The organism is Cellulomonas sp. S1-8 (assembly GCF_026184235.1).
Lineage (GTDB): Bacteria > Actinomycetota > Actinomycetes > Actinomycetales > Cellulomonadaceae > Cellulomonas.
Map to the genome: position 1 here is coordinate 199,969 of NZ_CP110806.1, position 25,815 is coordinate 225,783.

20 protein-coding genes and 1 tRNA gene are annotated in these 25,815 nt (G+C 74.0%); 13 read left to right on the plus strand and 8 right to left on the minus strand.

Annotated features, from left to right (window positions below):
* The first annotated feature begins 107 nt into the window (after positions 1–107).
* Positions 108–2,576 carry a GH36-type glycosyl hydrolase domain-containing protein gene (locus OKX07_RS00885; protein ID WP_265629982.1) on the plus strand — a complete coding sequence of 823 codons (2,469 nt, stop codon included), beginning with the start codon at positions 108–110 and terminating at the stop codon, positions 2,574–2,576.
* Between the two features lie 46 nt (positions 2,577–2,622).
* A complete protein-coding gene (locus OKX07_RS00890) occupies positions 2,623–3,630 on the plus strand; it encodes an aldose epimerase (protein WP_265629983.1) in 1,008 nt (335 codons plus the stop codon).
* A gap of 123 nt (positions 3,631–3,753) precedes the next feature.
* Here OKX07_RS00890 and OKX07_RS00895 read toward each other — a convergent pair whose 3' ends face one another.
* From OKX07_RS00895 to OKX07_RS00905, 3 genes are all read right to left on the minus strand, one after another.
* Positions 3,754–4,914 carry a YibE/F family protein gene (locus OKX07_RS00895; protein WP_265629984.1) on the minus strand — a complete coding sequence of 387 codons (1,161 nt, stop codon included), beginning with the start codon at positions 4,912–4,914 and terminating at the stop codon, positions 3,754–3,756.
* Between the two features lie 520 nt (positions 4,915–5,434).
* Positions 5,435–6,712, minus strand: coding sequence for a zinc metallochaperone AztD (gene aztD / locus OKX07_RS00900; RefSeq protein ID WP_265629985.1), 1,278 nt, complete (start codon positions 6,710–6,712; stop codon positions 5,435–5,437).
* An 82-nt stretch (positions 6,713–6,794) separates the two neighbouring features.
* Positions 6,795–7,406: a GNAT family N-acetyltransferase gene (locus OKX07_RS00905; protein ID WP_265629986.1), complete on the minus strand. Its 612-nt coding sequence runs from the start codon at positions 7,404–7,406 to the stop codon at positions 6,795–6,797.
* Positions 7,407–7,528: 122 nt separating this feature from the next.
* Between OKX07_RS00905 and OKX07_RS00910 the strand changes: the two genes are divergently transcribed.
* From OKX07_RS00910 to OKX07_RS00920, 3 genes are all read left to right on the plus strand, one after another.
* Positions 7,529–7,602: transfer RNA gene (locus tag OKX07_RS00910), tRNA-Gly, on the plus strand.
* Between the two features lie 258 nt (positions 7,603–7,860).
* Positions 7,861–8,928: a hypothetical protein gene (locus OKX07_RS00915; RefSeq protein WP_265629987.1), complete on the plus strand. Its 1,068-nt coding sequence runs from the start codon at positions 7,861–7,863 to the stop codon at positions 8,926–8,928.
* Entirely contained in the window at positions 8,925–9,695 is a 771-nt protein-coding gene (locus tag OKX07_RS00920; protein ID WP_265629988.1) for a hypothetical protein, read from the plus strand. The genes OKX07_RS00915 and OKX07_RS00920 overlap by 4 nt, the downstream gene beginning before the upstream one ends.
* A gap of 422 nt (positions 9,696–10,117) precedes the next feature.
* On the opposite strand, the gene OKX07_RS00925 is transcribed toward OKX07_RS00920, so the two are convergent.
* Positions 10,118–11,803 carry a serine/threonine-protein kinase gene (locus OKX07_RS00925; protein WP_265629989.1) on the minus strand — a complete coding sequence of 562 codons (1,686 nt, stop codon included), beginning with the start codon at positions 11,801–11,803 and terminating at the stop codon, positions 10,118–10,120.
* A gap of 328 nt (positions 11,804–12,131) precedes the next feature.
* Here OKX07_RS00925 and OKX07_RS00930 point away from each other — a divergent pair, with 328 nt between their 5' ends.
* The 4 genes from OKX07_RS00930 to OKX07_RS00945 all read left to right on the plus strand — a co-directional run bounded on the left by OKX07_RS00930 (position 12,132) and on the right by OKX07_RS00945 (position 15,678).
* Positions 12,132–13,640, plus strand: a complete 1,509-nt coding sequence (locus OKX07_RS00930) for a vWA domain-containing protein (protein WP_265629990.1) — start codon at positions 12,132–12,134, stop codon at positions 13,638–13,640.
* A gap of 56 nt (positions 13,641–13,696) precedes the next feature.
* Complete coding sequence (locus OKX07_RS00935) at positions 13,697–14,083, plus strand: hypothetical protein (RefSeq protein ID WP_265629991.1); 387 nt, start codon at positions 13,697–13,699, stop codon at positions 14,081–14,083.
* A 68-nt stretch (positions 14,084–14,151) separates the two neighbouring features.
* On the plus strand, positions 14,152–14,850 hold the full coding sequence (locus OKX07_RS00940) for a hypothetical protein (protein WP_265629992.1): 699 nt from the start codon (positions 14,152–14,154) through the stop codon (positions 14,848–14,850).
* 294 nt (positions 14,851–15,144) lie between these two features.
* The gene (locus OKX07_RS00945; protein ID WP_265629993.1) at positions 15,145–15,678 is read left to right on the plus strand and encodes a hypothetical protein; all 534 of its coding nucleotides are present in this window, start codon (positions 15,145–15,147) and stop codon (positions 15,676–15,678) included.
* On the opposite strand, the gene OKX07_RS00950 is transcribed toward OKX07_RS00945, so the two are convergent.
* Complete coding sequence (locus OKX07_RS00950; protein ID WP_265629994.1) at positions 15,648–16,925, minus strand: YibE/F family protein; 1,278 nt, start codon at positions 16,923–16,925, stop codon at positions 15,648–15,650. The two genes, OKX07_RS00945 and OKX07_RS00950, sit on opposite strands and share 31 nt — an antisense overlap.
* A gap of 300 nt (positions 16,926–17,225) precedes the next feature.
* Between OKX07_RS00950 and OKX07_RS00955 the strand changes: the two genes are divergently transcribed.
* The 4 genes from OKX07_RS00955 (at position 17,226) to OKX07_RS00970 (ending at position 22,517) form a co-directional block, all read left to right on the plus strand.
* A complete protein-coding gene (locus OKX07_RS00955; RefSeq protein WP_265629995.1) occupies positions 17,226–17,924 on the plus strand; it encodes a hypothetical protein in 699 nt (232 codons plus the stop codon).
* Between the two features lie 344 nt (positions 17,925–18,268).
* Positions 18,269–18,829 (plus strand): hypothetical protein, encoded by a 561-nt coding sequence (locus OKX07_RS00960; RefSeq protein ID WP_265629996.1) that lies wholly within the window; start codon positions 18,269–18,271, stop codon positions 18,827–18,829.
* 131 nt (positions 18,830–18,960) lie between these two features.
* Positions 18,961–21,594 (plus strand): circularly permuted type 2 ATP-grasp protein, encoded by a 2,634-nt coding sequence (locus OKX07_RS00965; RefSeq protein ID WP_265629997.1) that lies wholly within the window; start codon positions 18,961–18,963, stop codon positions 21,592–21,594.
* On the plus strand, positions 21,591–22,517 hold the full coding sequence (locus OKX07_RS00970) for a transglutaminase family protein (protein WP_265629998.1): 927 nt from the start codon (positions 21,591–21,593) through the stop codon (positions 22,515–22,517). The genes OKX07_RS00965 and OKX07_RS00970 overlap by 4 nt, the downstream gene beginning before the upstream one ends.
* A gap of 24 nt (positions 22,518–22,541) precedes the next feature.
* Here OKX07_RS00970 and OKX07_RS00975 read toward each other — a convergent pair whose 3' ends face one another.
* From OKX07_RS00975 to OKX07_RS00985, 3 genes are all read right to left on the minus strand, one after another.
* Complete coding sequence (locus tag OKX07_RS00975; protein ID WP_265629999.1) at positions 22,542–23,450, minus strand: hypothetical protein; 909 nt, start codon at positions 23,448–23,450, stop codon at positions 22,542–22,544.
* A gap of 180 nt (positions 23,451–23,630) precedes the next feature.
* Complete coding sequence (locus tag OKX07_RS00980; protein WP_265630000.1) at positions 23,631–24,188, minus strand: DinB family protein; 558 nt, start codon at positions 24,186–24,188, stop codon at positions 23,631–23,633.
* Between the two features lie 271 nt (positions 24,189–24,459).
* On the minus strand, positions 24,460–25,740 hold the full coding sequence (locus tag OKX07_RS00985) for a GAF domain-containing protein (RefSeq protein ID WP_265630001.1): 1,281 nt from the start codon (positions 25,738–25,740) through the stop codon (positions 24,460–24,462).
* Positions 25,741–25,815: the final 75 nt, after the last annotated feature.

Below are 25,815 nucleotides of genomic sequence, written 5' to 3' on the forward strand. Positions count from 1 at the left end.
GTTCCGTAGGACGACCAGGTACCTGAGCAGGGTCGCTGACGCCTGGCGTGCACCCCACCGGTGACGCCCGGGAGACGGACCGTGCAACGAGGCACGAGAGGCATGCGATGCGGTTCGGCCACTTCGACGACGAGGCGCGCGAGTACGTCGTCACGACGCCCCACACCCCCTACCCGTGGATCAACTACCTCGGGTCGGAGCAGTTCTTCTCGCTGCTGTCCCACCAGGCCGGCGGGTACTCCTTCTACCGCGACGCCAAGATGCGGCGTCTGACGCGGTACCGGTACAACAACGTCCCCGCCGACACCGGCGGCCGCTACCTGTACGTCAACGACGGCGGCGACGTGTGGACCCCGTCGTGGCTGCCGGTCAAGGCGGACCTCGACCACTTCGAGGCGCGCCACGGCCTGGGCTACTCCCGCATCACGGGGGAGCGCGGCGGCCTGCGGGTCGCGACGACGTTCTTCGTGCCGCTGGGCGAGGACGCCGAGGTGCAGCGCGTCGCGGTGACGAACACCTCCGACGTCGAGAAGACGGTGACGCTCTTCTCGTTCGTCGAGTTCTGCCTGTGGAACGCGCAGGACGACCAGACGAACTACCAGCGCAACCTCTCCATCGGCGAGGTCGAGGTCGAGCAGGACAGCCCCCACGGGTCGGCGATCTACCACAAGACCGAGTACCGCGAGCGGCGCGACCACTACGCCGTGTTCGGCGTGAACACCCGCGCGGACGGCTTCGACACGGACCGCGACACGTTCGTCGGCGCGTACAACTCGCTCGGTGAGGCGGCCGTGCCGCGCGCGGGTGCCTCGACGGGCTCGGTGGCGTCGGGCTGGTACCCGATCGGCTCGCACTCGGTGCACGTGACCCTCGCCCCGGGCGAGACGCGCGACCTCGTCTACGTCCTGGGCTACCTGGAGAACGCGCAGGACGCCAAGTGGGCCGACGACGCGCACCAGGTGGTCAACAAGGAGAAGGCGCACGCGCTGCTGGGCCGGTTCGCGACGGCCGAGCAGGCCGACGCCGCGGTCGAGGCGCTGCAGAGCTACTGGACCGACCTGCTGTCGACGTACTCCGTGCGTTCGGGCGACGAGAAGCTCGACCGGATGGTCAACATCTGGAACCAGTACCAGTGCATGGTCACGTTCAACATGTCGCGCTCGGCGTCGTACTTCGAGACGGGCATCGGACGCGGCATGGGCTTCCGCGACTCGAACCAGGACCTGCTGGGCTTCGTCCACCTGGTCCCCGAGCGGGCACGCGAGCGGATCATCGACATCGCGTCGACGCAGTTCGACGACGGGTCGGCGTACCACCAGTACCAGCCGCTCACCAAGCGCGGGAACAACGACATCGGCTCCGGCTTCAACGACGACCCGCTGTGGCTCATCGCCGGCGTCGCGGGGTACATCAAGGAGACCGGCGACTTCTCGATCCTCGACGCGCCCGTGCCGTTCGACAACGAGCCCGGGTCCGAGGTGCCGCTGTTCGAGCACCTGACGCGCTCGTTCGACTTCACGGTCCACCACCGCGGCCCGCACGGCCTGCCGCTCATCGGCCGGGCCGACTGGAACGACTGCCTCAACCTCAACTGCTTCTCGACGACACCGGGCGAGTCCTTCCAGACCACCGAGAACCAGGCCGGCGGGCACGCGGAGTCGGTCTTCATCGCCGCCCAGTTCGTGCTCTACGGCGAGCAGTACGCCGAGCTCGCGGAGCGCCGCGGCCTCACGGAGGTCGCGTCGCAGGCGCGCAAGGTCGTGGGCGAGGTCCGCGAGGCCGTGCTCGAGCACGCGTGGGACGGCCGCTGGTTCCTGCGCGCGTACGACTTCTACGGCAACCCCGTCGGCACCGACGCCAAGCCCGAGGGCAAGATCTGGATCGAGCCGCAGGGCTTCGCCGTCATGGCGGGCATCGGTGTCGGCGACGGTCACGACGACGTCGAGGCACCTGCCATCCAGGCGCTCGACGCGGTCGACGAGATGCTCGGCACGCCCCACGGCCTGGTGCTGCAGTACCCGGCGTACACCACCTACCAGGTGGAGCTCGGCGAGGTCTCGACGTACCCGCCGGGGTACAAGGAGAACGGTGGCATCTTCTGCCACAACAACCCGTGGGTGATCATCGCCGAGACGGTGGTCGGCCGCGGCGACAAGGCGTTCGACTACTACAAGCGGATCACCCCGGCGTACCGCGAGGAGATCAGCGACGTCCACAAGCTCGAGCCGTACGTGTACGCGCAGATGATCGCGGGCAAGCAGGCGCCGCGCGCCGGTGAGGCCAAGAACTCGTGGCTCACGGGCACGGCGGCGTGGAACTTCGTCGCCGTCTCGCAGTACCTGCTGGGCGTCCGGCCCGACTACGACGGCCTGGTCGTGGACCCGCAGATCGGTCCCGAGGTGCCGTCGTTCACGGTCACGCGCGTCGCCCGTGGCGCGACGTACGAGATCACCGTCACCAACTCGGGTGCGCGGGGCTCGCGCGGTGCGCTGGTCGTCGACGGGACCCCCGTCGAGGGCAACCACGTGCCGTACGCGCCGGCCGGGAGCACCGTCCGCGTGGAGGTCACGCTCTGACCGGGGCCCTCGCGCACCCGGTGCCGACAGCAGGGGGCTGCCGCCGATGACGATCACCGCGCCGATCACCGAGCTCGCGCCCGCCCCGGTCACCCCGGCCGTGGCGGCGCCCCCGAGCGCCGTCACGCTGCGCAACGACCGCTGGGAGGTCGACGTGCTGCCGGGCACCGGCGCGGCGCTCGGCGCCGGCCGCATCCGCACGTCCGACGGCGTGTGGCGCGACCTGCTGCGCCCGACGCGGCGCACCGGGTCGGGCGACCCGGAGAAGTGCGCGAGCTTCCCGATGGTGCCGTGGTCCAACCGCATCCGGGACGGCGTGCTGCCGTTCGCGGGGCGGCGCTGGCAGCTGCAGCGCAACGCCGCGGACGGCACGGCGATCCACGGTGCGGTGCGGTACGCGCACTGGGACGTCGTCGAGCAGTCGGGCACGGGCGTGACGCTCGCCGTCGACACGGCCGAGCAGATCGGCATCAACTTCCCGTGGCAGTTCGGCGCGACGGTCCGGTACGCGGTCGACGGCGACGACCTGGTCGTCACGACGTCGGTGCGCAACACCGACGTCGAGCCGTTCCCCGCGGGCTTCGGCCACCACCCCTACCTGAGCCGCGCGCTGCTGCCCGTCGGCGCGCCCGCGCGCGAGTACCCGCCGACCGCGGGCCCCCTGCTGCAGGTCGACGCGGCCGCCGGGTACCGGCTGACGGGTGCGCTGCCGGACGGGCCCGCCGGGCCGGTGCCGCCGCGCGCGGACTTCCGGGCGCAGCGGCCGCTGGGCACCGGGTTCGTCGACGACGTCCTGACGAGCCTCGCGCCGGGCGCGCCCGTGCACGTCGAGTACCCCGAGGAGGGCGTCGCCGTCGACCTCACCGTCGACCCGGTGTACCGCCACCTCGTCCTGTACGCGCCGCGCCGCCGCTGCTACTTCGCGGTCGAGCCGGCCACCAACGTCAACGACGGGTTCGCGCTGCACGACGCTGGCGTCCCCGGCACGGGCGTCTTCGTGCTGGAGCCCGGCGAGGAGCGGTCGGGCACGTTCCGGCTGGGCGTCACGGTCTGACCCGCACAGGGACCACACCACCCCACCCACATGGGCGCGAGAGAGCAATCCAGCCCACCCACATGGGCGCGAGAGAGCAATCCAGCCCCACCCACATGGGCGCGAGAGAGCAATCCAGTCCGCTCAGTGCGAGTGACCGGACCGTGAGTGGTCCGGTGGCACGCCGACGGCAGCGATCGCCGCGACCACCGTCGTGAGCGGGATCGCGAGCACCAACCCCGTCGCCCCGGCGAGCGTGCGCACGATCTCCTCGGCGAACGCGCCGCCGGTGAGGGTGATGAGCAGCGGCTGCTCGTACAGCTCGAGCAGCAGGAGGAGCGGCAGCGACGCCCCCGCGTAGGCGAACGCGATCGTGTAGACGGTCGACGCGATGTGGTCGCGCCCGATGCGCATACCGCGCGTGGTGAGCGTCCGCCACGACGCCGACGGGTCCGCGGCGCGCAGCTCCCACACGGCCGACGCCTGCGTGATCGTCACGTCGTTGAGCACGCCGATGCCCGCGAGCACCACCCCGCACAGGAACACGCCGCGCAGCACGCCGACGCCGTCCGCGCCGAGCGCCCGCGCGAGCGCGAACGTGTCCTCCGACGTCACAGGCTGCAGCCGCGCGGCATGCGCACCCAGCAGACCGAGCCCCGTGACCATCGCGAGCCCCAGCAGGGTCCCGACGAGCGCGGTCGTGGTGCGCAGCGAGATCCCGTGCGCGAGGTACAGCACGACGACGACGATCACGGTCGACCCGGCCAGCGCGACGGTCAGCCCGTCCTGCCCGGCGACCAGCGCAGGCAGGACGTACGCGCCCAGGACCGCGAACGCCAACCCGAGGCCGATGATGGCGCGCAGGCCTCGCAGCCCGGCGACGAGGGTCGTGACCAGCGCGAACGCGAGGGCGAACGTGCCCAGCGGCAAGGTCCGGTCGACGTCGTGCCAGGCCCAGACCTCCGGGTCGCCGCCGGCGGCCGGGTAGTGCTGCACCAGCACGCGCGTGCCGGGCGGGACGTCGGACGCCTCGGTGCCGCCCGTCGCGAAGACCTGGACCTCGCGCCCCGTCGACGTGCGGACGGTGACCTGGAGGCAGTCGACGTCCTGCGGGACGGTGCCGTCCGGCAGGACGTCCTCGATGGTCCCCTCGCAGGACTCCATCCCGGACTCCACGACCTGCCCCGCGACGTACTCGACGCCCACGTCGACCAGCCCGGTGTCGGGGCCGTCGCCGGTGGGCCACGTCAGGACCATGCCGAGCGCCGCTGCGACCGACGCCACGACGACGACCGCGGCGAGCACGAGACGCGTCGGACCTCCGGACCGCCGCGAGGTGCCGCTGCCGACGTCGGTACGGACTCGGGGCAGCCCTCGTCGGCGAGGGCGCTCCGGCTCGCTGGCTCCGGCTTCGGTCGGCACGGGCGACGCGGGCTCGATCGGACTCACGGGGTGATCCTGCCCTGTCTCGTTCCGCGGGGCCGCCCTCCCGCCCGGCGTGCTGGGTGCTGGATTGCTCTCTCACCATCAGGGGGTGGGCGGCGTCCCCCGATGGTGGTGAGAGAGCAATCCAGCACCAGGGGTGGGCGGCGTCCTCCGATGGTGGTGAGAGAGCAATCCAGCACTAGGGGTGGGAGTCGTCCCCCCGATGGTGGTGAGAGAGCAATCCAGCACTCGTCGGGCGTCGCTGGATTGCTCTCTCACGGCCATGTGGGGGTGGGGGTGGGGGGCTGGATTGCTCTCTCACGGGTGAGGGGGAGGCGGTGGCCTGCCCCTGCTGTGGTGAGAGGGCGATCCAGCACCGCGTCCGGCGGGTGCCGCCGTGTCAGTGGGCGTGGGTGTCGCCCTCGCCCGTGGCGATGGCGACCTCGTCGGGGACGACGTCGAGGGTGACGGAGCGGTAGACCTCGCCGGTCTGGATGTCGACCGCGTGGATCGCGCGGGCGGCGGGGTCGGTGACGTAGGCGGTGCCCGCGTGGACCTTCACGCCCGGGCGGGCGACCTGCCAGTCCGCGGGCTCCTCCCACGCGGCGACGACGGGCATCGAGCGGACGAGGGTGCCGGACTCGGCGTCGATGACGTGCAGGGCGCCGTCGGTGCCGAGCACCAGTGCCTCGCCGTCGTCGCCGCGGGCCAGCGAGCGGAACGTGTACGACGCGGGCAGGTCGACGAGCCGCAGGGTCGCGGTGCGGGTGTCGACGAGCGAGATGCGCGTGGGGCGCTCGAGCTCGGCGTCCGGGTCGGACTTGTAGTCGCCGAGGACGATCGCCGACGCCTCGCTGCCCGCCTGGTTGCCGATGCGGCCGTACGCGTCGGGGCTCTGCACCTTGGTGAACGCGCCCTCACGGTAGAGCACGACGCCGTCCTCGCAGCCGATCGCGACGACGTCGTCGGCCGCGACGGACTCGCCGTGCACGCCGGGGCAGGCGTCGGTCGCGGCGATCTCGGTGTCGTCGGCGTCGAGCGCACGGACGCCGGTGCGGGCGTCCTGCGTGCCCTCGGAGACGACGAGCGTGCCGTCGTGGAGCTCGACCGCGACGCCGTGGTGCGCCGACGGGGTCGTGTACGTGCGGGCGTCGTCCGACGGGCCGTCGCCGACGTGCGCGGCGTCGAGGACCGTGACGTCGCCCGTGCCGTCGGCGAACAGCGCGGTGCGGCCGTCGTGGACGACGACGTGGCCGGGCTTGGTGGCCGGGAAGGTGATGTCGGTGAGCTGCGGGTCGGCGGTGTAGTGGTGGGCGTGGTCGCCATGGGGCTCGCCCCACGTGCCGGAGTCGAGCAGCTGGAAGCCCTCGCTCGTGGAGACCATGACGTGGCGGCCGTCGCCCGCGGGGTTGACGCGCAGGTAGCCCGCGGCGGGCAGGTCGGCGACGACCTCGAGCGAGGTGGCGTCGAGCACGAGGACGCCGCCCTCGTGCGTCACGGTCAGGCGGGGCGTCGCGGTGGCGCGCTCGACGGGTGCCGCGGTGGTGGCCTCGGGGGTGGGGTCCGCGGACGTGGCGTCGCCCGGGGTGCCGGCGCAGGCGGCCAGCAGGGCGGTCGTCAGCGCGAGAGCGAGGGCCGCCGTCGCGCGGCGGGCGTGGGTGGGCAGGGCAGTCGTCATGGCGTGGTGGGGCGCGGGCGCGCCTGATCCTCTCGGTTCGGTGGCGGGGCGCCGCGAACCTAACAGATAGTGAGAGGCGCTATCAATAAGAGTCTCGGCGCAGGTCGAGCACCAGCCGGTGACCCCAGTCGTACGTCGTCTCGCGGCGGAACCCCAGGTGCTCGTAGAACGCGATCGCCCGCGCGTTCGCCGCCGAGACCCCCAGGTGCACCCCCGGCACGTCGCGCGCACGCAGGGCGTCCGCGAGGCCCGCGATCAGCCGACGCCCCCAGCCCTGCCCCTGCAGGCGCGGCAGCAGGTCGATGTGCAGGTGCGCCGGGGCGTCCGACGGCGCGGGCGCGACGTCCGGCTCGTGCAGGCGCGTCCGCAGCACGTGGTCCTGCGTGCCGTCGCCCGGGTCGTCGGTACGGGCGTACCGGGTGCGAAGCACCGGCCACCAGGCCCGCTCGCACCACGCCTGGAACGCGGCCGTGTCGGCCGTCGCGACGACGTACCCCGCGACGCCCTGCGCGTCGACGACGACCAGGCTCAGGTCCGGGTCGGCCGTCGGGTACGGCCCGCAGTACACGTGGCCGAGCAGCTCGGGGTCGCGGTAGAGGGCGGTGGCGTCCTGGCCGGCCGCGCCCGTGAGCAGGCACACGCGGTACATGCCGGGCAGGTCGCTGGGGTGGAACGGGCGCATCGTCGTGGTCACCCGCCCGACCCTGCCACCGCGGCGGGGCCCCGACCAGGCCGACCCGCCCGTGCTGCCGACCGGGTTGGAGGAGCCCCCCGCCTTCCGGGTAGGATCGTCGCTGCAGCGCTCCCGGGCGCCGCGCGGGTGTAGTTCAGTGGCAGAACTTCAGCTTCCCAAGCTGATAGCGCGAGTTCGATTCTCGTCACCCGCTCCAGGCTGACTCCGGCTGCTGGGGCTTGAGGTCTCGGCTCCGGAGGTCATGCGGCCCCTCGACCTACGCCCACCGTGCCGGGATCCCAGATGCTGCTCTGCGGGCTCTCCGCCACACCTGGGCCCGCGGATGCTTCCCGGGCACTCGGGCTGGCCCGCTCCCGAGGTGGACGTGAGGCTGAGGTCGTGGAGATGTGGAGTGGCACCCCAGGGCGGATAAGCAAAAACTGCCACAGGCTAGTATTGCTTATATCTCGTGGGAGTGACCACCATGGACCTCCGCGGGCCCATCAGCAAGATCAGAGGACGGCAGATCGTGCTTATCGATGAGGTGTGGGCCCAGTTGGCGCTCACCCATGGCGTCACCCTGGAGACCCCACGAGACCCTGCAGTCGACGTGCTGCTGCGAGTGCCCGGCTGGCCCGAGGCAGTCGCCTACGACGTCAAGGTGTTCGGCTCGCCGATGGCCCCGACCACGCTCGCCCAGATCCACAGCCGTCACCGGCCCCGGAGCGCTCAGTCCCGGCTCCTGCTGTTCGTCCCGGCGGCCACCGAGACCCTCTTGGAGAAGGCCGCCGAGCACGGGGTGTCCGTGCTACGCGCCCCGAAGAGAGCGGGTGAGCCGATCGAAGGGATGCTCGTCAGCCCCGACGGGGCGACCCTGCGGCTGCGCGCCGACCCTGACCCGGAGCGGCAGCCTCGCCGGCGTGGTCGCATCCCGTGGGGGACCTACGCGGTGGCCTTCGAGGTCCTGGCCGCCGACGCCCGACCCGTCAGGCAGCGCGAGCTGGCCGACAAGTTCGGCATCAGCCAACCCCGGGTCAGCCAGATCCTCCGCGAGCTTCACCCTGTGGCGACGAAGGGCCCGGACGCCTCCGAGGTCGACCGCTTCGCCCTGGCCCAGTGGCTGGTCGATGAGTACCCGCGTGACCCGCGGGTCTCCACCAGCTGGATGACGCTGGTACCCACGAACCTGGCGGTCGTCAGTGTTCACCAGCACCTTCGCGTGGCGGGCGTCGAGCACGCCGTGTCCGGTCAGGTGGCAGCGGACTGGTTGGCGCCCTGGGCGCGACCCCAGACGCTGTGGATGTGGACGCGGTCTGCGGTGGACATGACCGCCGCTGCCGCCACCCCGGTCAGCCCCCGGGATGCCACTCTCACCGTGGCCGTCGCGGACGACCCCTACCTGCTGGCTTCCGCGCGCCAGGTGGGCACCCACGCGTCGCCGGTCCTTGCACCGTGGAGGGTGTGGGTCGACCTGGTCCACCAGGGTCACCATGACGCTGCCGACGTGCTGCTCAGCGCTCTGCTCGAGGGCAAGCTCCGATGAGCACGCTGCAGATGCTGTCCCCCTCGGCGGCGACCGACGCAGCCTGGTTGGCGGCGGCCGACGTCGCCGCCATCGCCACCGACCTCGACTTCCGGTATCGGCTCGTGGGCGGCATCTCCATCACCCTGCTGGCCCACCACTACGGCGTGGAGGACGTGGTGCCTGCGCGGGAGACAGCCGACGCCGACATGGGCGTGCCCAGAGATGTGTGCGCCGATGAACGCCTCCTGATCGCTCTGGAGGACCGTCAATACAAGCGCGAGGGTGGGAACCGGTTCGTGCGCCAGGACGGCGACCGCGAGCTCGTCATCGACGTGCTCGCACCCGCACCCGGGCGGGACCTCGAAGCCAACCACGAGATCGGGAGTCTGTCGGTCGACCTGATCCCCGGGCTGCTTCAGGCGTTCCTCCTGCCGGCAGTCGAGGTGAAGATGGTCGCGCACCTGACCGACGGCACCGAGCTGCCCATGACGGTGGCACTCTCGGACCCGCGAGGCGCCCTGATCCTGAAGGCGTTCGCGTACGCCGGGCGATTCACGGACCGGGACGCACTGGACGTCTGGCGGCTGCTGGAAGTTACCTACAAAGCAGGGTTGACGGCTGCCGACTGGCCTGACCGGCCGATCGCGCTGGAGGCCGCTCACCTGCTGCACCGGTCGTTCGCTGCACCTCCGGCGATGGGAGCCACGCGAGCCACCCCCCGGCCTGCCGAGCAAGCCCGGATGCGCCTGCTCGTGCAGACGATCGTCCCCAAGCCGGTGGTCTGAGCCCGACGCTCACGAACCGCCCGGTGATGCGGCGGCCAACGCTATGGCGGTAGCCGGTGCGCCGGTTGCCATGGCGGCGCGAACGCGACATGGTCGTCCTGACCACCGGCAAGCGTGCCCTTTCAACGCCAGGACGACGTCGCCGTGGTCCCTCTCGCGCTTCTTAGGCCGTGACCTGCGCGGCGACCGGCGCGGTCGGGCCGTTCACCTGGCGCGGCCGGGCGACCAGATCACCAGATCACCAGATCACCAGAGTGCCAAGCGCCCAGCGACACGGCAGACGAGAGACGGGACGACCAGTGCCGCCCCTCGGTCGTCCTTGCACGTGGACCCGCGCCGACGCGCCGGCCCCCGGCGGACGGCTCGGGCGGAGGGTGCCGGACGACTCGGGCTGACGAGGATCGAGCCGAGGGCGTCAGCGCTCAGTCGTCGTCGTCCTTCTTGTCGTTGCCGCGCCCGTTGCCGCCGCCGCTCTCCGGAAGAGTTCCGAAGCTGGTCACCAGGGCCGTCGTCAGGGCCTGGCCGTCGGACGCTGCCATCTCGCCGTCGGCGACCAGCCCGGCGACGACCTGGCTCAGCTCAGCCACCTTCTCACCGGCCTTCTCGGCGCCCTTCCCCGGCTTGCCCCCGGCTGCGGACGCGGCTGCCTCCTCGTACCTCTTCAGGAGGTCGGACCGGGTCGACTCCTCGAGGTTCATCCCGGACAGGAGCGTCGGGAAGTCCTGGGTCGGCGGCGGCTCGGCGGGGGCCTCGGCGGGCGGCTCCCCGGCGGGCGCCTCGGCCGGCAGCTCCTCGGCGGGAGCTTCGGCGACGCCGCCGTCCGCGGGCGCATCGGCAGCGGGCTCGCCCTCGGCTGCCGGCGCGGCAGGTGTGGTGCCGCCCCCGGGCGGGTTGGAGCCGAGCGCGAAGGCGAGGACGGCCAGCAGGACGACCGCCACCCCCGCCGCGATCAGAGCGGGACGGCGCCGACGCCCCGCCACCGGAGGCGTGACCCCAGGCGGCCGGCGCGGCGGCAGGCTGCGGGGGGCGCCGGCCGGTGGACGGACCGCGCCGGAGGGTGCGTGATCCCCGGGACGACCCGCCGGGGTCGCGCCGTCGACCGGCGTCGGCATGACGCTCGTCGCGGGCATGACGCTCGTCGTCGGCATGACGCTCGTCGCGGGAAGGACGGAGGAGCTGGCGACAGCCGCGTCGGCCGTCGCCGCGGACGCCGCGGGGCCCGCTCCGGCGGCACCGGCCGGCAGCACCTGGGTCCGGGCCTCGTCCGGCGGCACGGCCACGGCGGCGACCGCTGGCGCCCCGGCGAGCTCGGTGAGCACCTGCTGAGTCTCGCGCGCCGACGGGCGCTGCGCCGGGTCCTTGTCCAGCAGCCCGTGCACGAGGTCGTCCAGACGTCCCGGGACGTCGGGCACGCGGTCCGCCAGGCGGGCAGGCTCGGCCGACACGTGCTGGTTGAGCAGCGCCAGAGGCGCCTCCCCCGCGAACGGCGGCGTGCCGGTCACCAACGCCATGAGCAGGCAGCCGAACGAGTACATGTCGCTGGCGGGAGTCGCTCGCCGACCCGACGCCTGCTCGGGCGAGATGTAGGTGGCGGTCCCCAGGATGGTGCCCGGCGTCGTCATCGACGTCTCGGCGGCATGCGTGGCAGCGGCGATGCCGAAGTCGACCACGGTCACCTGCGCGCCGTGCACGAGGACGTTGCCCGGCTTGACGTCGCGGTGGACGAGCCCCGCCTCGTGGGCGGCGGCGAGCGCCCCGGCGACGCGCGCACCGATCCGTGCGGCCTCCTCGACCGGGACGCGGCCGTCGCTGATGACGGCCGCGAGGTCGCGTCCCTCGAGGAGCTCCATCACGACGTAGGCGGTCTCCCCCTCGAGCCCGGCGTCGAACACGGTGACGATGTCGGGGTGCGCGAGGGTGGCCAGGGTGACGGCCTCGCGCTGGAGCCGAGGCCCCAGGGTGGAGTCGTTCGAGCCCGCGAGGTCGACGGTCTTGACGGCGACGGACCGCTTCAGCACCGCGTCGTACGCCTCCCAGACCTGGGCCATCCCGCCGCGGGCGATCAGCTCCCGCAGCTCGTAGCGACCCTGGAGGGTGTGCGTGGTCATGGGGTCGATCATCGCCCGTCCCCACACGGAGTGCGTCATCGGCCCGGTGGGCGACGGCCGCGCGGCATGGCAGGCGAAGGCGCCCCGTCGGTCCGGTCATGCGTCGCCGACGTCGCTCACGAGTCCGGTTCGACGCCGGTCCAGCAGCCCGCCCGCCGGGGCTCGTCGATCTCGAACGGCGTAACCCCAGGTCACAGACCGGCCACACTGCGGCCTCCCCGGATACGGAAGCCCATCGGTCCGGTCACGACCCGGCAACTCCCGCCATGCACGACCCGCCTGGCCCCTAGCGTCGGCCCCACGCCACGACGACCGAGATGGGGCCCCGATGAGGATCAGCCAGCGCAGGATGACGGGTCTCGCCGGAGCCGCGCTCGTTGCCGCGCTCGCCCTGACAGGCTGCAGCGCGGGTGACGGCTACTCGGACGCCGTCGGCGCCTCCGACCCCGGCCTCGACGAGGCCGTGCCGCCGTACCCGGACCCTGCGCCCACGGAGCCCACGGCCGAGTTCGAGATGACCGACCCCACCCAGGACGCGCTGTCGACGTTCGCGCTCGACATCGACACCGGCTCGTACACCCGGTTCCGCGACGCGATGTCCCAGGGGATGTCGATCGACCCGAGCGAGGTCCGCACCGAGGAGTTCGTCAACTACTTCGACCAGGACTACGCGAGCCCGGAGGACGGCCTCGGCGTCAGCATCGACGCCACGGCGCTGCCCTTCCGGCCCGAGCACCGGCTGGTCCGCGTGGGCATCAGCAGTGCGCCGTCCTCCAGCGTCTCCCGCGACGACGCCGACCTCGTCCTCGTCGTCGACTGCTCGGGGTCGATGGGCGAGGCCGGGAAGATGGAGACGACCAAGGCGGCTCTCCGCACGCTGGTCACCGCGCTGCGGCCCACGGACCGGGTCGCCATGGTCTGCTACTCCACCGAGGCGCGGGTGGTCCTCGAGCCGACGCCGGCCTCGGAGCGTGACGGGATCCTCGCGGCCGTCGACGAGCTCGCGCCCCAGGAGTCCACGAACGCCGCAGCCGGTCTCGCGCTCGGCTACGACGTGGCGCTGTCGATGGGCACGGAGGGCCGGATGACCCGGGTCGTCCTCATCAGCGACGGGGTGGCGAACGTCGGCGAGACGGACCCCGACGGGATCCTGTCGCGCATCAGCACGCAGGCGAAGGCCGGCATCAACCTCATCTCGGTCGGCGTCGGCATCACGACGTACAACGACCACCTGCTCGAGCAGCTGGCCGACCAGGGCGACGGGTGGCACGTCTACATCGACACCGCCGCCGAGGCCGAGCGGGTGTTCGCGACGGGACTCACCGGCTCGCTCGTCGTGGCCGCGACGGACGCGAAGGCCCAGGTCGAGTTCGACCCCACCCAGGTCTCCGGCTACCGGCTCCTGGGCTACGAGAACCGCGCCGTCGCCGACGGGGACTTCCGCAACGACGCCATCGACGGTGGGGAGGTCTTCGCGGGCCACGCCACCACCGCCCTCTACGAGGTCGCCCTGCGCGAGGGGGCGTCGCGCGAGGGAACGTCGCGGGAGCCGTTCGTCACGGCGACGGTGCGCTACCTCGACGACGCGGGCGAGCCGGTCGAGCGCTCCGAGACCCTGGCCGGTTCCGCCAGCGCCACGTCGCCCCGCGAGGCGTCGCCTCGGCTGCGTCAGGACCTCGTCGTCGCGCTGCTGACCGATCGCCTGCTCGGCGGGCCGTGGTCCGAGATCATCAGCGACGCCGACCTGCGCGCCGAGGCCGAGTCCCTGCCGGCAGCCCTCGACGGGGACCCCGACGTGACACAGCTGATCGAGCTGATCGAGCGGGCGACCGCCTGACGCCGTCCTCCCGCCGTGCCTGCCCTGCGGCAGGTCGACCTGGATACGCTGCCCAGATGGCGGATCTCGAGGACGTCCAGCGGCTCGTCACCTCGCTCCCCGACGTCACCGACGTCGAACGGCGCGAGCGCCGCGCGTGGGCGGTGGCCGGCAAGACGTTCGCCTGGGAGCGGGCGTTCAGCAAGGCCGACATCAGGCGCTACGCCGGGGCCCCCGTGCCGTCGGGTCCGATCCTGGCGCTCGCGACGGACGGACTCGAGGACAAGGAGGCCCTGCTGCAGGCGCATCCGGGGTACCTGTTCACGATCCCGCACTTCGACGGCTACGCCGCCGTGCTGCTGCACCTGGAGAGCGCGGACGAGACCGACCTGCGCGACGCGCTCGAGAACGCCTGGCTGGTGCACGCGCCCGCCGACGTCGCCGAGCGCTACCTGGAGGCGTAGGAGCGGGGAACTCCTGCCTCTAAGCACTATAGTTCTCACGTGAGTCATCCAGCGATCACGGGAGAGCGATGGACCTGGTGAACCCCCTGGCGGACGTCGTGCCGTCGGCGCACGGCCCGGTGCTCGCCGTGCTGGCATCTGCGACGACGCCGTTGACGGGACGCGCGATCGCCGGGCTCACGCACCCTCGCGTCTCCCAGCCGCGGGTGGCCCGCATCCTCCACGACCTCGCCGACGCGGGCCTGGCGACCCGCGTGCCGGCCGGGTCGGCGTCGCTGTTCTCGCTCAACCGCGAGCACGTGGCCGCCGGCGCGGTCGAGGCGCTGGCGTCCCTGCGTGACCGGCTGTGGGAGCGCATCGCGACGCACGTCGACGGCTGGAACCACGAGCCCGATGCCGTCGTCGTCCACGGTGCGGCCGCGGGGGGCGCGGGCGACGCGCGCGGGGACGTCCGCCTCCTCGTCGTCCGACCGTCCGCTCTCGACGAGGACGACGAGGACTGGCGCCGGGACCTGGCCGACCTCGCCGACCGGGTGGCGCGCTGGACCGGGAACCGCTGCGCGGTGCTCGAGCGCTCGGCGGACGAGCTGCGGACGATGGCGGCGGCCGGGGAGCAGCTGCTCACCGAGATCGGCCGTGACGGTCGCGCGGTCGTCGGCGCGATCTCGCTCGTGCCCACGTCCGGGCGGGCGGGCGTCGCCGGGCAGCAAGGTGAACGCCGGGAAGATTCGTCCCACCATTCGGACGTTCCTGTGAAGATCATGTGACGGCGGGACTTTCGGACCGTCACTCGCGTGGCCCACGATGATGGGCCACACGAGTGTGACGCGATCGCGTCGTCGCAGGTCAGGGCCGGCACGCTCGGTCGACAACCGGGCATAAGGGGGCACGGGTGACCGGTGCTACGTTGACGACGGCCCTGGGGGAGCCGACGCATCAGGCGTCGCGCCCCCCGCACCGCCGCGCCGGGTCGTAGTCGCGTCACGCATCGCGTGTCGCCCGGTGCGCGGGTTCGCGTGTCGGCCCTGGCTGCGGCTGGGCACCGATCCGAGGAGCCCCGCGTGACCAGCTCATCCCCCACCCGCCGTCGCACGTTCGCCGTCGTCGCCGCTGCCGCCGCTGGTGTGCTGCTCGCCGCCGGCTGCACGTCCGCCGCCAGTGCCGACAACAACGCGACGCCCGACAGCGTCGTCTACGAGGGTGGGCAGACCGGCTTCGGCCAGTCGTTCACCTACGCCGACGGCCTGATCGTGGAGGTCAAGAAGCCGGTGGAGTTCACGCCGACGCTGCAGGCCGAGGGCCTCGACGGGGTCGAGGGCGACACCGTCAAGGTCCGCATCAGCATCATCAACGGCACCGACGAGGAGTTCACCCCGGACACCCTGGGCGTGACCGTGACGTCCGACGGCCAGGAGGCCGTGCAGATCATCGACCCGGGTTCGCGCATCGACCTCACCGGCCCGGCGCACCCGCTGGACCGCTCGGGCGTCGCTGCGTTCGACCTCGCGTTCGTCGTGGCGGACGTGGACGACGTCACGCTGAGCCTTGTCCCCGCCCTCCTCGGCTACGACCCGCTGGTCGTCACCGCCGGCTGACGCCCGACGCGGGGGCCGGCGAGCTCCGCGGACGGGGCAGCGCTGAGCCGCACGAACGTCGCGGCCAGCGCGGTGGTCACGGGGATCGCCAGGACCAGGCCGACGGACCCGACGAGGGTGCGGACGACCTCCTCGGCGATCTCCCCGCTGGTCAGCAGGCCCAACAGGTCGCGGTCGGACAGGCTGACCAGCAGCACGAGCGGCAGGGCCGCGCCGACGTACGCGAAGACGATCGTGTAGACGGTCGACGCGATGTGGTCGCGGCCGATCCGCATGCCCTGGGAGTACAGCGAGCGCCACGACCGCCCGGGGTTCGCGGCGTGCAGCTCCCACACCGCGGACGCCTGCGTGATGGTCACGTCGTTGAGCACGCCGAGCCCGGCCAGGACCATGCCGCAGACCAGGACGGCGCGCAGCCGCACCTCGGGCGCGACGGACATGAGGTCGAGCGCGTACTCCCCCGACAGACCCGTCAGGTGCGCCGAGCCGCCCGCCCAGGCGGCGATGCCGGCGGTCGCGACGAGCCCCACGAGCGTCCCGGCGAGCGCGGTGGACGTGCGCACCGACACCCCGTGCGCCAGGTAGAGGACCGCGAACATGACCGCGACGCCGGTGACCAGCGCGACGGGGATGGCGGGTCGGCCCTGCAGCAGCGCCGGCAGGGTGAACCCGGCGACGACGGACAGCCCCACCGCCATGCCGACGAGCGCCGCGAGCCCCCGCCACCGGGCGACGAGCACGACGAGCAGCGCGAACGCGGCCGCGAGCAGCGCCATCGGCGGCCCGCGCACGAAGTCGACGAAGACGTACTGCGTGGTCATCGCCTCGGGGTCGGCGGCCGGGTCGAACGCGATCGCCGCGACCGCCATGCGGGCCGCCCGCACGGTGTCGCCCACGGCCAGCTCCGGGACGTACTCCGGCGGCACGTTCAGGTCGACCTGCTCACCGTCCGCGAGGCGGACGACGGCCTGATCCGTCGCGGTCGAGTCGGGACGCACCTCGACGACGTCGCCGCGCACGTAGGAGACCCCGGGTCCGTCGGTCGCGAACTGCGGGGGGTGGGCGTCGGGGTCGGGCCACAGCAGCCACGCGCCGAGCCCGGTGAGCAGGGCGACGGGCACGAGCACCCACGCCAGCAGCACCCGGGCGCGGTGCACCGACGCCACGGGCAGCGGGGTGCCGCCGTGCCCGTGGGCGTGCGCCTGCCACGCGTCCGGCTCGACGGCCACGTCCTCGTCCTGCGCCACCGCCACACCCTCGCCGCCGACCGCGCCACCGCGCCGCACGCCACGCCGCGGACCGCAGGTCACAGCCCGCGCTCACCTGGTGAGAGCCTGATGTGAAAGCCCGTTTTGTAACCGTTTAGGCACCTGCTTTCGAACGGCGCCACGCTACTTTTCGGCAGTCGGGGACGCGAGACGGAGCGCCCCGACCCCCTCCGTCGCCGCATCAGCCCTGGCTGTGCCATGCCCGACGACGGGGCCCGTCACGGTGGGCGCCGGCGCGACCGGACCAGCCCGCCGGTCCGCCGAGCTCAGGGAGAGCGTGTGACCACCGAACGATCCGACGCCCGCAGCGCGCCCGCGCACACGATCGACTCCGTCCCCACCCCGCGCTCCGGAGTCCGCACGGGCTTCGGCGTCGCGACCGGCCTGCGCTCGTCGGAGGCCGTCGTCCTCCCTGCGGAGGAGCCGGAGCGCCGCAGCCGGGCCGTCACGATCGCGGCGGCACTGCTCGCGGTCGTCGCGGTCGTCGCGGCCGTCGTCGCGTTCCGCATCATCGTGCCGACCACCCCCGTGGCAGAGGCGCGGTCGAGCGCGGTCGAGCAGGCCACCGGCGAGATCCGGGAGCAGCCGGGCTCGATCGTCGACTTCGGCCAGGAGTACACGTACGGGGACGGGCTCGAGGTCGCGATCAACCTGCCGCAGGGCTACGAGCCCAGCAGCAACGCCACCGGGGTCGAGAGCGGTGTGCCGACCAAGGTGCAGGTGGTCCTCACCAACCGCACGACGGAGCCGTTCCGTCCCAACACCCTGCAGGTGTACGCGACGGCCGCCGGTCAGGAGGCCCCCGCGGTCTGGGACCCCGACCAGGGCGTCGGTCTGACCGGGCCCGACGTCAGCGTCCCGGCGGGGTCGACCATCCAGTTCAACATGGCGTTCGCCCCCGTCGACCCGCTGGACCTGCGGCTCGAGATCACGCCGGCGCTGTACGGCTACGGGCCGATGATCGTCCAGCGCCCCTGAGCGCGGGCGCGGGACGTCCCGTCCCGCATGGTGGACAGCGTGTCAACAGCGTGTAACGAGTCCCTCCCTCGAGGTCGCCCGACCGGCCCAGCGACCGGCCGGTCGGTCGAGCGTGGGACGGTACGTCGTCGCAGGTCAGAGCCCTTGTTTCGAGACTGCTACGCGTCCCCGGCTGCCGGGTGAGCCCCTGCTAGCTTGGCGATCGCCCACGGGGAGCCGCACGGTCACGACCGTCGCCTCCCCGCACCGCCGCACCGGGTCGTGGTCACGCCGCACGTCGCGGCGAGGCGGTGCGGGTGCCCGCGCGTCGGGGCCGCGCCGGGGCAAGGACCCAGGAGTCACGCGTGACCACTCCCACCCCCGCTCCCACCGGTGCCGCCGCCCGCCGCCTGCGGACGCGCGCCACCGCGGCGGTCGCCCTCGCCGCCGCCGCGCTCCTCGTCGCCTCGGGCTGCGCCGCCACGGCGAACGCCGAGTCCGGGACCCCCGACGCGGCCGCGACCCACGCGGGCGCCGAGCTGACGTTCGGCACCCCCTTCGAGTACGCCGACGGCCTGTTCGTGCAGGTCAAGCAGCCCGCGCGCTTCACGCCGACGGCCCAGGCGGAGTGGGACCGCAGTGTCGAGGGCGTGCCCGTGCGCATCCGGCTGACGATCACCAACGGCACGCGCGAGGAGTACATCGCGCACACGCTCAGCGCGACCGTCGAGTCCGGCGGCCAGGCGGCGGCGCAGATCGTCGACCCGGGCACCCAGATCGACCTGACAGGCCCGAGCCTCACGCTCACGACCGCCGGCGTCGTGAACTTCGACCTCGCGTTCGTCGTGCAGGACCCCTCCGACGTCACCCTGACGGTAGTCCCGGCGCTCGGTGGGTACGAGCCGCTGGTGCTCACGACCGGCTGATCGAACGTGGCGCCGGGGTGGCGGGTGGGGGTGACGTCGCACGTCACCGGCACCTCGCGCCGCGGCGAGCGGTTCGGGGCGCGCCGCGCCCCCGCGCCGCGACGAGCGCGCCGATGAGTCAGACTGCCGGGGTGACCGACCTGCTCTCGTCGCCGCGCCTGCTCGGCGACGGGGCGACGATCGCGCACCGGCCCGACTGGACGTGGCTCCCGTCGGGGGCCGCGCCGACCGACGCGGACCTCGTGCGCGCCGCCCGCCAGGCCGAGCAGCTGCTCGCCGAGCACGGCGTCACCTACGGCGCCGACCTCACCGAGCGGGACCACCAGTGGCGCCTCGACCCGCTGCCCGTGGTCGTCGACGAGCCCGAGTGGGCCCGCCTGGACGCGGCGCTCGTGCAGCGCGCCGAGGTGCTCGACGCGGTCCTGCACGACCTGTACGGCGCGCGCCTGCTCCTCGACGACCGGGTGCTGCCCCCGACGGCCGTGCTGTCCCACCCGGGGTTCCTGCGGGCCGTCGACGGGCTGCGGCTGCCGGGTGGCCGTGAGCTCGTGCTCACCGCCACCGACCTGGTGCGCGACGCGGCGGGCGACTGGTGCGTCGTCGCGGACCGCACGCAGGCGCCGTCGGGAGCGGGGTACGCGATGGAGGACCGGCGCGTCACCGCGCAGGTCCTCGCGCCCGTGTACCGGCAGGCGTCCATCGCGCGGCTCGGGCCGTTCTTCCACGCGCTGCGCAAGGCCCTGCACGAGGTCGCGCCCCCGACCGCGGGCGACGAGCCCCGCGCGGTGCTGCTGTCGCCCGGGCCCGCCAGCGAGACCGCGTTCGACCAGGCGTACCTCGCGTCGATGCTCGGCCTGCCGCTCGTCGAGGGCAGCGACCTGCTCGTGCGCGCCGGGCGCCTGTACCTGCAGGGCATCGACGGCCTCGAACCCGTCGACGTCGTCCTGCGCCGCGTCGACGGCGACTGGTGCGACCCGCTGGACCTGCGCGCGGGCTCCCGCCTGGGGGTCCCGGGCCTCGTGCACGCCGTGCGGAACGGCGCGGTCAGCGTCGTCAACCCGCTGGGTGCGTCCGTGCTGGAGAACCCCGCCCTGCTCGGCTACCTGCCGCGGATCGCGCGCGCCGTGCTCGACCAGGACCTCACGCTCGCGTCCGCGCCCACCTGGTGGTGCGGCGAGGAGCGCGCGCTGCGCCACGTGCTGTCCCGGATCGACCGGCTCGTCATCAAGCCCACCGTGCACGGGCCGCGGACCACGACGGTGCTGGGCTGGACGCTGTCCGCCGCGGAGCGTGACGAGCTCGCGGCGCGCATCACCGCCGAGCCGTGGGCGTGGGTCGGGCAGGAGCCCGTCGGGCCGACCCTCGAGCCCGCCGCGGACGCCGGCGTCGGCGCCGTCCGACCCGGCGCGTCGGATCTCGGGGCCGACGACCTCGGACCGCGCGCCGCGGTCATGCGCACGTACGCCGTCGCGCACGCCGGGACCTACACCGTCATGGCGGGCGGTCTGGCACGGGTCGCCGACGACCACGTCGTGTCGTCGTCGTCCGCGGGCGCACTGGCCAAGGACGTGTGGGTGCTGGCGTCGCAGCCCCCGGTGCCGGCCGTCGCGCTGCGGGAGGACGCCGTCGTCGGGGTGGGCCGCACGGCCGGCTACGGCGTCTCGCCGCGCGCCGCCGAGAACCTCTACTGGATGGGCCGGTACGCCGAGCGTGCCGAGGACGGCGTGCGCGTGCTGCGCGCCGTCACGGACCGCTGGGACGACTTCCACCGTGTGCCGGACAGCGCGGGCGGCCAGGCGCTCGCGGTGCTGCTGCAGGCGCTGACGCCCGCGGCGCTCCCCGACGGCGGCGAGGTCGTCGCGACGGACCCGCTGGCCGAGCACGTCGGCCCGCGCGTGCCCGCGCTGCGTGACCTGCTGCTCGACCAGCGCACGCCCGGGTCCGTCGCGCGGGCCGTCAAGCGGCTCGGTGCGTCCGCCGCGACCGTGCGCGACCAGCTCTCGACCGACACCTTCGGGCCGCTCGCCCGCATCGAGCGCACGCTGCGGGCCGAGCGCTCGCGGGTGCGCTCGCGCCAGCAGCCTGGTGAGGGGCTGGACGTGGGGGACGTCCCCCCGGCCTCCGTCACGGCAGGGCTGCGCCCCACGCTCGACCGCGTCCTGGAGAGCCTGCTCGCGATCTCCGGCATCGCCGCCGAGGGGCTGACCCGGGACGTCGGCTGGCACCTGCTCGACGCGGGCCGCCGCATCGAGCGCGCCCAGCGGCTCGTCGCGATGCTCGCGGCGACGCTCGTCGAGCGCCGGCCCGGCGACGTCGAGGACCTGGTGCTGGAGTCGGTGCTGCTCTCGACGGAGTCCGCGATCACGTACCGCCGACGCCACCAGTCGGGCGCGAGCGTCGCCAGCGTCCTGGACCTGCTGGTGCACGACCGCACCAACCCGCGCTCGCTCGCCTTCGCCCTCGACCGCCTGCTCGCGGACCTGGAGGCGGTGCCCGCGCCGCGGTCTGCCGCGCAGCGCGACCACCTGCTGCACGGCGTCGCCGACCTGGTCGCGGAGCTCGACACGGTCGCCGTCGGCAACGAGATCTCCGAGGACGGGCGCCGCGTGCGGCTCGCCGACACGCTCGAGTCGATGCTGTGGCGGCTGCGGGAGGCGTCGGACGAGATCGAGCGCGTGCACTTCGTCCGCCCGGCACCCAGCCGCGCGCTCGCGGACCTGTGGGGGTCGACCTACGGCCGCCCGACCGAGGGGGGCGCCGAGTGAGCGCGCGCACGTACGACCTGGTGCACCGCACGACGTACGAGTACGCGCAAGCGGTCACCGACTCCTACGGCCGGACCACGCTGACCCCGCGGGACCTGCCCGACCAGCGCCTGCTCACCAGCTCCGTGACCATCGACCCGCCGCCCGCCGACAGCGGGCAGCACGTCGACTGGTTCGGCAACACCACCACCTACTTCGGCGTGACCAGGCCGCACACCCGGCTCGTCGTCACCGCCCGCTCGACGCTCGAGGTCAGCCGCACGGTCCCGCCGCGCGAGCAGCTGCCCGACGTCGGGTGGCGCGCCGTGGCGCGGGCCGTCACCGCGGGCGACCTCGGGGTGCTGCACACGGACGCGGCCGGGGTCGTCGGGCTGCGCGAGGCCGTGCTGCCGTCCACGCACGTGACGTTCGTCGACGAGGTCCGCGACTGGGCCGCGCCGTCGTTCGCCGACGACCGCCCCCTGGCGGACGTCGTCGTGGACCTGGTCCACCGCATCCGCGTCGAGCTGACGTACCGGTCCGGGTCCACGACCGTCCACACGACGCAGGCGCAGCTGCTCGCGCAGGGCGCGGGCGTCTGCCAGGACTTCGCGCACCTGATGATCGCCGCGCTCCGGCTGCACGGCGTGCCCGCGCGGTACGCCTCGGGGTACATCGAGACGCGCCCGCGGCCTGGCCGCCCCAAGCTGCGCGGCGCCGACGCGTCGCACGCCTGGGTCTCGGTGTGGCTGCCCGGGCACGGCTGGCTCGACGCCGACCCCACCAACGACCAGCTCGTCGACGACCGCTACGTCGTGCTCGGCTGGGGCCGCGACTACCACGACGTGCCCCCGCTGCGGGGCGTCATCTTCACCGAGGGCGGCGGCGCGACACCACGCGTCGAGGTCGACCTGGTGCCGACGGGGTCGGAGCCGTTCGGCTGAGGCGGCCGGGCCGCCCGCCTGCCGTCAGCCGCGCACCCGCGCGCGGGCGTCGATCTCCTCCTGCGAGACGACGAACCCGCCCGCGTCGACGACCGTGCCGCCGGCCGTGCGCCACAGCGTCGCGACGACGCGCGAGATGCTCGGCGTGACCCGCTGCCGCGCGATCACGTGCAGCTGGGACGGGTGCGACATCTCCAGCTCCAGCGGGTCGTGCGGGCGCCACGCCACGCGGTAGGCCCACGGACCGTGCTCGCGCCAGTCGAGGGTCGACAGCACGACGGGCACCTCGGTGGAGCGCGTGCAGCTCACGACGACCGTGCCGTCGTACTCGTACGTCGCGGCCAGCGAGAACCCGACGCCGTGGGCGCCGTCGTGCTCGACGGGGCTCAGCCGGCTGCCCGACAGCGCGGGGCGGACCAGCGGCAGGGCGTCGGCCGCGCGCAGGGGGACGGACGACCACAGCGTGAGGTCGACCGCGGACAGGGGATCGGGGACGACGGCCCGGTCCCGCGCGGCGGGCACGATCCCGCCGCCGGTGCGACGCGCCACGGCCGTGGCCCAGCCGGTGACGAGGCCGGGTGCCAGCGTCGCGCCCGGCACGGGCGTCGCGGGCAGCCCGTACAGGTCGCTGTCCTGCGCGGGGAGCGTCAGGGCGCGGGCGTCGGTCGCGTCGAGGGGGTAGGGGCCGACGACGTCGACGGCCCCGTCGAGGCTCAGCACGCCCGCGGTGCTGACGGGGGCGACGGCGATGCCGCGGAACCGGGCACCCGACATCGGCCGCGACGCCGGGGCAGCCTCCGCGGACGCCGGCTCGCGCGTCCAGTGCGCGACGGGGAACCAGGCGCGGGCCAGCGGCGCGAGGTCGGTGCCGCGGGGGACCGCGAGGACGTGGAGGCCGGCGAGCGCGGACAGCACCGCAGGCGGTTCGGTCATGGCCGGAAGTTACACAGTCTTTGCTGCGCCGGTGTTTCGCATCCGGACATCGCCGACCCCGGCCCCGGCGCGTCGCGCAGGGCGCGCCGGGGCCGTCCGGCAAGGTGTCCGCGTGCTGGGACGCGCCATGCCGTGGGGGCCGTGGCAAGCCCGGGTCGCGCGCCGGTCATCCCGCCGACGTCAGGCGTTCACGTCGTCCAGGTGGTGCACGACGTCGTGCAGGAAGTAGCGCGTGAGGGTGCGGACCGTGAACACCGAGCCGTTGCTGCGCCGGCCCGTGCGGTCCCACCCGTCGGCCGGCACGGCGTCGAGGCGGTCGGCCATCGCCGAGGAGGCGCGCGCGAGCTCGTCGGCGACCACGGCAGGGTCCTGCAGGTCGTAGCGGTCCGCCAGGGCGGTCGCGTCCTGGTCCCAGTCGTCGAACAGCGGGTCGTCCTGCTCGACCATGAGGCGCACGCGCGTCCCGAACACGCGCATCACGTCGCGCACGTGGGCGCCGTACTCCAGGGTCGACCAGACGCCCGGGGCGGGGCGCTCGCGGGCGTCGTCGCGGTGCAGCGCGGCCGTCCACCGCGGGATCAGGTCGCGCACAGTGCCGGCGATGCCCGTGGGCTCGACGTCCCAGGCGGCGAACCCGCACTCGGGGCAGCGGGTCTGCAGGACCCACGTCCAGTCCTTGGCGTCCGGCACGATGGCCGGGGGGAGCTCGGTGGCCTCGGCAGGGCGGTCGGTGTCCACGTCGCCACGTTAGCGGCCCGACCGGGGCACCCGTGCCAGGGGCGCCCGTGCGGGCGGCCGATCCGGTAGCGGTGATGGTCGGGCGACGCGCCCCCTCCCGCGCGCCGCCCGACCGGGCAACTGGGCGACGGACTCCCACGAGGGGCGTCGCCGTCGATGCCACCGCGGCTCACGCTAGAGGTCGGACCGTTGCACAACCGTTGCACGACGAGATCCGTCATCGCGGCGGTCCTCGGTCGCCCTTGGGCGGCGGACGCCGGGACGTCGCGGGTCAGCGCAGGGTGCGGTCGAGCTGGGCGAGCCGCGTGTGCGCCCGCAGGTGCGCCGCGGACCCGATGGGGGCCACGCGCGCCAGCGTCTGCCAGGCCTGCCAGTCCTCGGCGCCGTCGTCGCTCGCGGTCCAGCGGGCGACCAGGCTCGGGTCCCCGGAGGCGAGCGTGGCGGCGCGGACCTCGCCCAGCACGGTCTCGCGCAGGCGCGCGACGCCCGGTGCGGACGAGCGGGGCAGGACCGAGCCGGCGTACGACGACAGCGCGCCCTCCACGTCGCCGACGGCCAGGGCGGCGCGCACGGCGTCGACGTCGGTCTGCAGCGGCGCCGTCAGCCGGTACGGCCGTGACTCGGACAGCAGCGGGCCGACGAGGCGGCGCAGCCGCGAGATCTCGGCGCGGACCGTCACCTCGGACAGCTCGGACTCGGAGAGCAGCACCGCGAGCTCGTCGCCGCGCAGGCCTGCGGGGTGCTCGGCGAGCAGGAGCAGGATCTCGGCGTGGCGGCAGGTCAGGCGGCGGCGACCGGCGGGCGTGTGCAGCGTGCCGCCCTGCCTGCCGAGGACCGCGAGCCGGGCACCCGGCGTGGTCCCGGTGGTCGCCGTGGTCGCGGAGATGGTCGCCTCGATCGCGGCGACGGTCGCCCGGACCAGGGCGAGCGCCATCCACGACGCGGCGTCGTCGCGCCCGGTGATGTCGAGCACGCCGAGCAGCCGGCCCTGCGGGTCGTGCACGGGCACGGCCGCGCAGTTCCACGGGTGCACGACGCGCGCCCAGTGCTCGGTGCTCATGACCTGCAGCGGTCGCCGGGTCGCGAGCGCCGTGCCCAGCGCGTTGGTGCCGACCGCGTCCTCGCGCCAGGCGGCGCCCTCGACGAAACCGACGCTGTCGAGCGGGGCGCGCAACGCCGGGTCGCCGTCGACCCACAGCAGGCGACCGGACTCGTCGCTGAGCGCCGCGACCCAGCCCGCCCCCGGCTCGACGAGCAGGCGGCGCACGATGGGCACCGCACCGGACAGCGGGTGGGTGCTGCGCAGCTCGGCGAGGTCCGCGCCGACGACGTCGACGGGCGGTGTGGGGAGCTCGGGGTCGACGCCGTCACGGCGGCTGCGCCGCCAGGAGTCGGCGACGACCGGACGCACCTGGCGGCCGGGGTCGTCACCGGACGCGACGAAGCGCTCGTGGGCGGCGCGCACGACGGCCGACGGGCGTTCGGCGTTCTCCGCGACGTGCCAGTCCCCGGGGCGTTCGGCGGGCACGGGGGCGGGCACAGGGGCGGGCACCGGTCCGCCGTGCGCGGGGCCCCCGGGGGGCCCGTCCTGCGCAGGATGGACGTGTCGGCTCATGCGTTCCGGGCT